Annotated in this window: 7 protein-coding genes; 4 read left to right on the top strand and 3 right to left on the bottom strand. The window is 61.7% G+C overall.

The features are described 5' to 3' along the window. Positions 1–121: 121 nt before the first annotated feature. Positions 122–1,489: an NAD(P)-dependent oxidoreductase gene (locus F8N49_RS23180; protein ID WP_151552748.1), complete on the top strand. Its 1,368-nt coding sequence runs from the start codon at positions 122–124 to the stop codon at positions 1,487–1,489. Further along, a complete protein-coding gene (gene preA, locus F8N49_RS23175) occupies positions 1,490–2,764 on the top strand; it encodes an NAD-dependent dihydropyrimidine dehydrogenase subunit PreA (RefSeq protein ID WP_071172797.1) in 1,275 nt (424 codons plus the stop codon). Positions 2,765–2,966: 202 nt separating this feature from the next. Here preA and F8N49_RS23170 read toward each other — a convergent pair whose 3' ends face one another. Together F8N49_RS23170 and F8N49_RS23165 are read right to left on the bottom strand one after the other, a co-directional pair. Next, the gene (locus F8N49_RS23170; RefSeq protein WP_024013291.1) at positions 2,967–3,587 is read right to left on the bottom strand and encodes a TetR/AcrR family transcriptional regulator; all 621 of its coding nucleotides are present in this window, start codon (positions 3,585–3,587) and stop codon (positions 2,967–2,969) included. A gap of 90 nt (positions 3,588–3,677) precedes the next feature. After that, positions 3,678–4,700 (bottom strand): hypothetical protein, encoded by a 1,023-nt coding sequence (locus F8N49_RS23165; RefSeq protein WP_073471199.1) that lies wholly within the window; start codon positions 4,698–4,700, stop codon positions 3,678–3,680. 244 nt (positions 4,701–4,944) lie between these two features. Here F8N49_RS23165 and F8N49_RS23160 point away from each other — a divergent pair, with 244 nt between their 5' ends. Next, positions 4,945–5,226, top strand: a complete 282-nt coding sequence (locus F8N49_RS23160; RefSeq protein ID WP_151552746.1) for a hypothetical protein — start codon at positions 4,945–4,947, stop codon at positions 5,224–5,226. Between the two features lie 50 nt (positions 5,227–5,276). On the opposite strand, the gene F8N49_RS23155 is transcribed toward F8N49_RS23160, so the two are convergent. Continuing rightward, positions 5,277–5,483 carry a hypothetical protein gene (locus F8N49_RS23155; RefSeq protein ID WP_016775135.1) on the bottom strand — a complete coding sequence of 69 codons (207 nt, stop codon included), beginning with the start codon at positions 5,481–5,483 and terminating at the stop codon, positions 5,277–5,279. Between the two features lie 244 nt (positions 5,484–5,727). On the opposite strand from F8N49_RS23155, the gene F8N49_RS23150 reads away from it, so the two are divergent. After that, complete coding sequence (locus F8N49_RS23150) at positions 5,728–7,482, top strand: L-lactate permease (protein ID WP_110601004.1); 1,755 nt, start codon at positions 5,728–5,730, stop codon at positions 7,480–7,482. Positions 7,483–7,553: the final 71 nt, after the last annotated feature.

Here is a 7,553-nt window from a genome sequence, read left to right as displayed (position 1 = left end):
GGACGCTCTGCGTCCCATTGGAACGCAGAGCGTCCCTTGAGGCATTCCCACGCAGAGCGTGGGAACGATCAACCACTGCCCACCAGAGGCAGCACCTCAATTAGCCATGAGGCCATAAACCGTGATCGAGACCCTGAACCACCTTCCCCACCCGCACGAAAGCGCGGCCGCCCTCGCCGGCCATTTCACTGATCTGGCGCCGCCGCTCAATGCCCGGCAAGCGCATCTGGAAGCCTCGCGCTGCCTGTATTGCTACGACGCGCCTTGCGTCAATGCATGCCCCAGCGAAATCGACATTCCGTCGTTCATCCGCAACATCCATCAGGACAACGTACAGGGCGCAGCGCAAAAGATCCTCTCGGCAAACATCCTCGGCGGCAGTTGCGCGCGGGTCTGTCCGACGGAAATTCTTTGCCAGCAGGCCTGCGTGCGCAACAACGCGCAGGAGTGTGCGCCGGTGCTGATTGGTCTGCTGCAACGTTATGCCGTAGACAACGCACATTTCGCCGAACATCCGTTCCAGCGCGCCCCGGCCACAGGCAAACGTATCGCCGTGGTCGGCGCCGGGCCGGCCGGGTTGTCCTGCGCCCATCGCAGCGCGATGCACGGGCATGATGTGGTGATTTTCGAAGCACGGGAAAAGGCCGGCGGGCTCAACGAGTACGGCATCGCCAAGTACAAACTGGTCGATGACTACGCGCAGAAGGAGCTGGACTTTCTCCTGCAGATTGGCGGCATTGAAATCCGCCACGGCCAGAAACTCGGTGCAAATCTTACTCTCAGCGAACTGCATCATCAGTTTGACGCGGTATTCCTCGGCCTCGGCCTGAATGCCAGCAAGCAACTCGGTCTGGCCCACGAAGACGCGCCGGGCCTGCTCGCCGCCACCGACTACATCCGCGAACTGCGCCAGGCCAATGACCTCACGCAACTGCCCTTGGCTGAACGCTGCATCGTTCTCGGCGCTGGCAACACGGCGATCGACATGGCCGTGCAGATGGCCCGCCTCGGCGCGCGCGACGTCAATCTGGTGTATCGCCGTGGTGCCGCAGACATGGGCGCCACCCACCATGAGCAGGACATCGCCAAAGCCAATCAGGTGCGATTGCTGACCTGGGCGCAGCCGGAGCAAGTGTTGCTCGATGATCAGGGCCGCGTGCGCGGCATGCGTTTCGCCCGCACCGATCTGGTTGAAGGCCGTCTGCAAACCACCGGAGAAACCTTCGAGCTGGCTGCCGATGCGATCTTCAAAGCCATCGGCCAGAGCTTCGATGACAGCGCTCTCAGCGATCCGTTGGCGCGCGAGCTCAAGCGTCGGGGCGAACGCATCGAGGTCGATGAACACCTGCGCACCAGCGTCCCCGGCGTGTATGCCGGCGGCGACTGCACCAGCCTCGATCAGGACCTTACCGTGCAAGCGGTGCAGCATGGCAAACGCGCCGCCGAGGCGATCAACGCTCAACTGATGCTCAACGTGGAGGCTGCGTAAATGGCCGATCTCTCGATAGTCTTCGCCGGCATCAAAGCGCCCAACCCGTTCTGGCTGGCTTCCGCGCCGCCCACCGACAAGGCCTACAACGTGGTCCGCGCCTTCGAAGCGGGCTGGGGTGGCGTGGTCTGGAAAACCCTGGGTGAGGATCCGGCGGCGGTCAACGTTTCCTCGCGTTATTCGGCGCATTACGGCGCCAATCGCGAAGTGCTGGGCATCAACAACATCGAACTGATCACCGACCGTTCGCTGGAAATCAACCTGCGCGAAATCACTCAGGTGAAAAAGGATTGGCCGGATCGCGCGCTGATCGTGTCGCTGATGGTGCCGTGTGTCGAGGAGTCGTGGAAACACATCCTGCCGCTGGTCGAGGCCACTGGCGCCGACGGCATCGAACTGAACTTCGGCTGCCCCCACGGCATGCCCGAACGCGGCATGGGCGCGGCGGTCGGCCAAGTGCCGGAGTATGTCGAGCAGGTGACGCGCTGGTGCAAGACGTACTGCTCGCTGCCGGTGATCGTCAAACTCACCCCGAACATCACCGACATCCGCGTCGCTGCCCGGGCAGCGCATCGCGGCGGCGCGGATGCAGTGTCGCTGATCAATACGATCAACTCGATCACCAGTGTCGACCTGGACCACATGGTCGCCCTGCCCACCGTCGGCAGCAAAAGCACTCACGGTGGTTATTGCGGTTCGGCGGTCAAGCCGATTGCGCTGAACATGGTCGCGGAAATTGCCCGTGATCCGCAGACCCAGGGTTTGCCGATCTGCGGCATTGGCGGCATCGGCAGCTGGCGCGACGCCGCTGAGTTCATGGCGCTGGGCAGCGGTGCGGTGCAGGTGTGCACGGCGGCGATGCTGCATGGTTTCCGCATTGTCGAAGAGATGAAGGATGGCCTGTCGCGGTGGATGGACAGCCAGGGTTACGCCAATATCGCCGAATTTTCCGGGCGCGCCGTGGGTAACACCACGGATTGGAAGTACCTCGATATCAACTACCAGGTGATCGCGAAGATCGACCAGGAGGCGTGCATTGGTTGCGGGCGTTGCCACATCGCTTGTGAAGACACCTCACACCAGGCGATCGGCAGTCTGAAACAGGCCGACGGTACGCATAAATATGAAGTGATCGATGAGGAATGTGTGGGCTGCAACCTGTGCCAGATCACCTGCCCCGTGGCCGACTGCATCGAGATGGTGCCGATGGACACGGGCAAGCCGTTTCTGGACTGGAATCATGATCCGCGCAACCCCTACCACGTTGCAGTCTGAAAAACCCCCTCACCCTAGCCCTCTCCCAAAGGGAGAGGGGACTGATTGGGGGATGCTGACAAACTTCGCCGACCTGAAATAGTTGTTGTGAATCCATAATCGACACGGTCTTTCAGGTCGATGTACCTCTCAATACACCTCGGTCGGCCCCCTCTCCCTCTGGGAGAGGGCTGGGGTGAGGGTAAGCCCTTGATGGTGCTCTTCAAGGCTCCAGCCCGATCCCGCGCAAAATCACCCCCGTCACGGTCTGCACCGCCCGCTCGAACTGCATATCCGACAACGGCTGGTGATCATTGAGAATGTTCACCTGATGATCAAAGTCGGCGTAATGCTGCGTCGACGCCCAGATCATGTACAGCAAACCCGACGGCTCCACCGGCAGGATCCGCTTGTCCTCGACCCACTGGCGAATCTTCGCTTCCTTCATCTTCGCCCAGTCATACAGGCTCGCATCCAGCGCCTCGCCCAGGGTCGGCGCGCCGTGGATGATCTCGTTGGCCCAGACTTTCGAGCCATAGGGCCGGCTGCGCGAATGATTCATCTTGGCGCGGATGTAACTGCTCAGCACCACGCGCGGGTCGTCGAACATCTCGAAGCACAGCGCGTCCTGCTTCCACACTTCCAGCAGATCGAACAGCACCGCGCTGTAAAGCTCGCTCTTGGTGCTGAAGTAGTAATGCAGATTGGAACGCGGCAACTGCACTTCGGCCGCGATGTCCGCCATGGCGGTGCTGCCGAAGCCTTTTTCGGCGAAAACCTTTTCCGCCGCCAGCAGGATTTTCTCGACGTTACTGCGGCGAATTTCGATCTTGTGATTGCCCATGTGGGCTCCCTGACAACAGCGTTGCGCAAGACTAGCATCCGCTCTGATCCGGGCGCGACCGCCGCCAACAAAACTTCGCAGGTGCAGGCGCTATGGCACAGCGTTCACACCGATAGGCATTTGCTCATTCACGCCCAAATTACCTTCGACCTGCCCGGCCATGTGCAGCGTGCCGGCCATCACCCCCGTGGTCGGATTCTGCAGCAGCTTCTGCCAGGCCTTGTCGAAGGTGTTGCCGAGGCTGCTGCGGATCAGCGCTTCGCTGTCGGGGCGGTCGTTGGCCTGGATGATTGCGCGTATGCCGGCCACGCCGACCGAAATCATCGCCCCGGCCAGTTTCCCGGCTGCTGCCGCCACTGCACTGGCGGCGCCGCGCGGGGCCATTTCGGCTTCGATGCGCTGGCTGGCGCGCTTGGCCACCGGGGCCATCGCCGCGTCGGTGGAGGAAATGCCCTTGGCGCCGCCGTCGGTGTGGATCTTGTCGATCAGCGCGGCGTACGCCGGGAGGGTGTTGAGCGGCTCGGTGCTGATGACTTTGAACAGCGACGCATCCCGCGCCGGCGGCGGGCCCAGGGCGATGGCCGGGATCTTCTGCAAGCGGCCGTTGAGCTGCGCAATCGGCACACCGTGACGCTGGGCGATGAGCGGCATCTGCTGCGCCATCAACTGCGCATAGAACGCCGTGGCCTGCGCCAGAATCGCATCCGGATCGATCTCCACGGCGACCGGCGCGAGGACCTTTTCCTGATATTGCTCAAGCAGATACGCCGCCAGCCGTTTCGCCGAAGCGTCCTGCTCACCGCCGGCACTGATCGTGTACCAACTGACCTTCATCGACAGCCATTCCTGGGTCCAGTAGCTGCTGAACCAGGGGATGAAATTTTCTTCAGTTTGCTGATAGACCCGAGTGCGCCAATGTTCCATCGAGCCACGGGCGAACAGCTTGACCTGCTCGGTGGCCTGCTGCGATGCGCTGAGGATCTCGCGGTCGATCTGCTGCCAGGTTTGCGCCGACACCACCACCGCCTGCGGCGCACTCACCGGTGCCCGGGCCGAGGTGGCGCAGCCGGCCAGCAAAAGCAGTGCGGCGACGACCAGCGCGCGCGGGTTCACGGTGGTGGTGTCCTTTGGCTTGGGGAGGTGCTGGTTTGAGTATAGGTGGGTCAGTCGATTTCGATGCTGAAGGTTCCGGCCTCTTCGCGAGCAGGCTCGCTCCCACAGATGCAACGCCATCAGCCCCACTGCAAATGCTCAACCATCACCGCCATCGATATCCACCATCGCCACGATTGCCTTCCGCCCCTCCCTCACGAAAGGCACGATTGACCCATCCGAAACACAACGAGGCGTTCACACCATGATCCACGCCCAAGTCACCCTCGCCGTGAGTTTCCCGGTGTTCGGCAGCAACTACTACCAACAGCACGTCGTGCCGCGCAAGGCGCAGACGCTGGTGTTCAACAAGGATTTCGACGATCTGCTGATGCCCGCCGCCAGCAACCATTTCAGCAATGAAGTGGTCGGCCTCAACGATCAGTTCCGTTTTCTGAGCGACATACTTGCCACCCATTTGCTCGATCACGAGGCCTCGGTGCCTGCGCGATCCCGCGTCCAGGCGAACGCTCGTTTTTTCAACTGAGGCTGATGCACAGAGGGCGTTCCTTTGATGGGAACGCCCTCTTCATTCAATCAGTCATCATCGCGATCACGGTGATAACGACGGCCATCGCGGCGGTCGTCATCGCGGTCGTCCCAGCGCCGGTCATGGTCGTAATAGCGGCCATGGTCGCGGTCGTAGTGCCGGCCATGGCGATGGTCATCATCAAAATCCGCAATACAGCCGCTCAGCAATACGGCGGCGGTCACAGTGAGCAGCATCGTTGTCGCTTGCTTCATTCAACACTTCCCTAAAACCCAAGGTCTTGACGACGGAAATCGCCACGCTGCCCGCGTCTTCGGGACGCAGTGCGCGCAGCCGCAGATACGACCGGGCAAAAGCGCGTTGATTCAGTGGCCACTATCGACCGTTTGTCGGCTCGTTCGTCGCAGCCGAACAGCGGCGTAACGCCACCTATACTGCTTGCAACCTACCCCCATGCAATGGATCTGCGCCCTCAATAACAATAAGCAGAGGTGGATCATGGTCTGGCAGCAAATCTACGACCCGTTCGGCAACCCGGTACTCTCCACGCTGATGGCCGCAGTGCCGGTGGTGGTGATGCTCGCGGCGCTGGCGTTCTTTCACGTCAAGGCGCATCTGGCGGCGCTGTTGGCGCTGGCGTCCGCCCTGCTGATCTCGATTTTCGCCTTCGACATGCCGGCGGGCATGGCCGGTTCGGCGGCGTTGTTCGGCGCGGCGAATGGCTTGCTGCCGATCGGCTGGATTGTGCTCAACATCATCTTTCTGCATCGCCTGACCACCGAAAACGGTTCGTTCAAAGTGCTGCAGGATTCTCTAGCGCGGATCACCGATGACCGACGTTTGCAATTGCTGCTGATCGCCTTCTGTTTCGGTGCGTTCTTCGAAGGTGCGGCAGGCTTTGGCACGCCGGTAGCGGTGACCGGGGCGATTCTGATCGGCCTGGGTTTTTCGCCATTGGCCGCATCGGGTCTGGCGCTGATCGCCAACACTGCGCCAGTGGCTTTCGGTGCGCTGGGCACGCCGATCATCACCCTGGCCAAAGTCACCGGGCTGGACGAGATGGAGCTGTCGATGATGGTCGGCCGGCAGCTGCCGTTCTTCTCGGTGCTGGTGCCGTTCTGGTTGATCTGGGCGTTTGCCGGGTGGCGCAAGATGCTCGAGGTGTGGCCGGCGATTCTGGTGGCCGGGGTGAGTTTCGCCATCCCGCAATTTCTCGTGTCGAACTACCACGGGCCGATGCTGGTGGACGTGATCGCTGCGCTGATTTCCATGGCGTGTCTGACGCTGTTCCTCAAGGTGTGGAAACCGGCGACCATCCACACCTCGGCGGCGCTGTCCGGGCGCGTCGACAACTCCAAGGTCGACGAAGAAACAGTCACCGCCAGCGCCGCGTTCAGCGATCAGGCGCGCCCGGCAGTGATGCGTGCGTGGATGCCGTGGATCATTCTCACGGTGTTCGTGTTTGCCTGGGGCACCCAGGGTTTCAAGAACATGTTCGATACGCGCCCGGTGATCGACCCGGTCACGCAGTCGGCCAAGCTCGACCCGCAAGGCAAACCGGTACGCGAGGCCAATCCGATCTTCGCCCCGGCGCTGACCTTCACCGGTCTGCATCTGCAAATAGAAAAAGTGCCGCCGGTTGTCGCGGCGCCGAAAGCCGAGGAAGCGATTTACAAGTTCACCTGGCTGACCGCCACTGGCAGCGGGATCTTGCTGGCGGCGATTGTCGGCGGTCTGCTGATGGGGTATTCGATCCCGCAACTGATCAAGCAATACCTGCGCACATTGTGGGTGGTGCGGTTTTCGCTGATCACGATTGCGGCGATGCTGGCGCTGGGCTTCCTCACGCGCTATTCGGGGCTGGATGCGACCATGGGCCTGGCGTTTGCGGCGACGGGGATTTTCTACCCGATGTTCGGCACGCTGCTCGGCTGGCTGGGGGTAGCGCTGACCGGGTCCGACACCGCTTCGAACGTGCTGTTTGGCGGCTTGCAACGGGTGACCTCGGAACAGCTGGGTATCAGCCCGGTGCTGATGGCGGCAGCGAACAGTTCCGGTGGGGTGATGGGCAAAATGGTCGATGCGCAGTCGATCGTCGTCGCCTCCACCGCGACCCGTTGGTACGGGCATGAGGGCGAGATCCTGCGTTACGTGTTCTTCCACTCGATCGTGCTGGCGATCCTGGTCGGCGGGCTGGTGACGTTGCAGGCGTACGTCGCACCGTTTACCTCGATGGTGGTGGGTGGGCATTAGATTCAGAGTGAACGCGTCGGCCTCATCGCTGGCAAGCCAGCTCCCACAGGTTTTGATGTTGTGAATGCAAT

The organism is Pseudomonas sp. GXM4 (genome assembly GCF_008923895.1).
Taxonomy (GTDB): Bacteria; Pseudomonadota; Gammaproteobacteria; order Pseudomonadales; family Pseudomonadaceae; genus Aquipseudomonas; species Aquipseudomonas atacamensis.
The sequence above is the reverse complement of the archived record's forward strand: the minus strand, read 5'-3'. Positions and strand labels throughout refer to the sequence as shown.

Coding starts and splice junctions, on each gene's coding strand:
- preA (WP_071172797.1), top strand. CDS start 1,490: ATGGCCGATCTCTCGATAGTCTTCGCCGGCATCAAAGCGCCCAACCCG.
- F8N49_RS23170 (WP_024013291.1), bottom strand. CDS start 3,587: ATGGGCAATCACAAGATCGAAATTCGCCGCAGTAACGTCGAGAAAATC.
- F8N49_RS23150 (WP_110601004.1), top strand. CDS start 5,728: ATGGTCTGGCAGCAAATCTACGACCCGTTCGGCAACCCGGTACTCTCC.
- F8N49_RS23155 (WP_016775135.1), bottom strand. CDS start 5,483: ATGAAGCAAGCGACAACGATGCTGCTCACTGTGACCGCCGCCGTATTG.
- F8N49_RS23160 (WP_151552746.1), top strand. CDS start 4,945: ATGATCCACGCCCAAGTCACCCTCGCCGTGAGTTTCCCGGTGTTCGGC.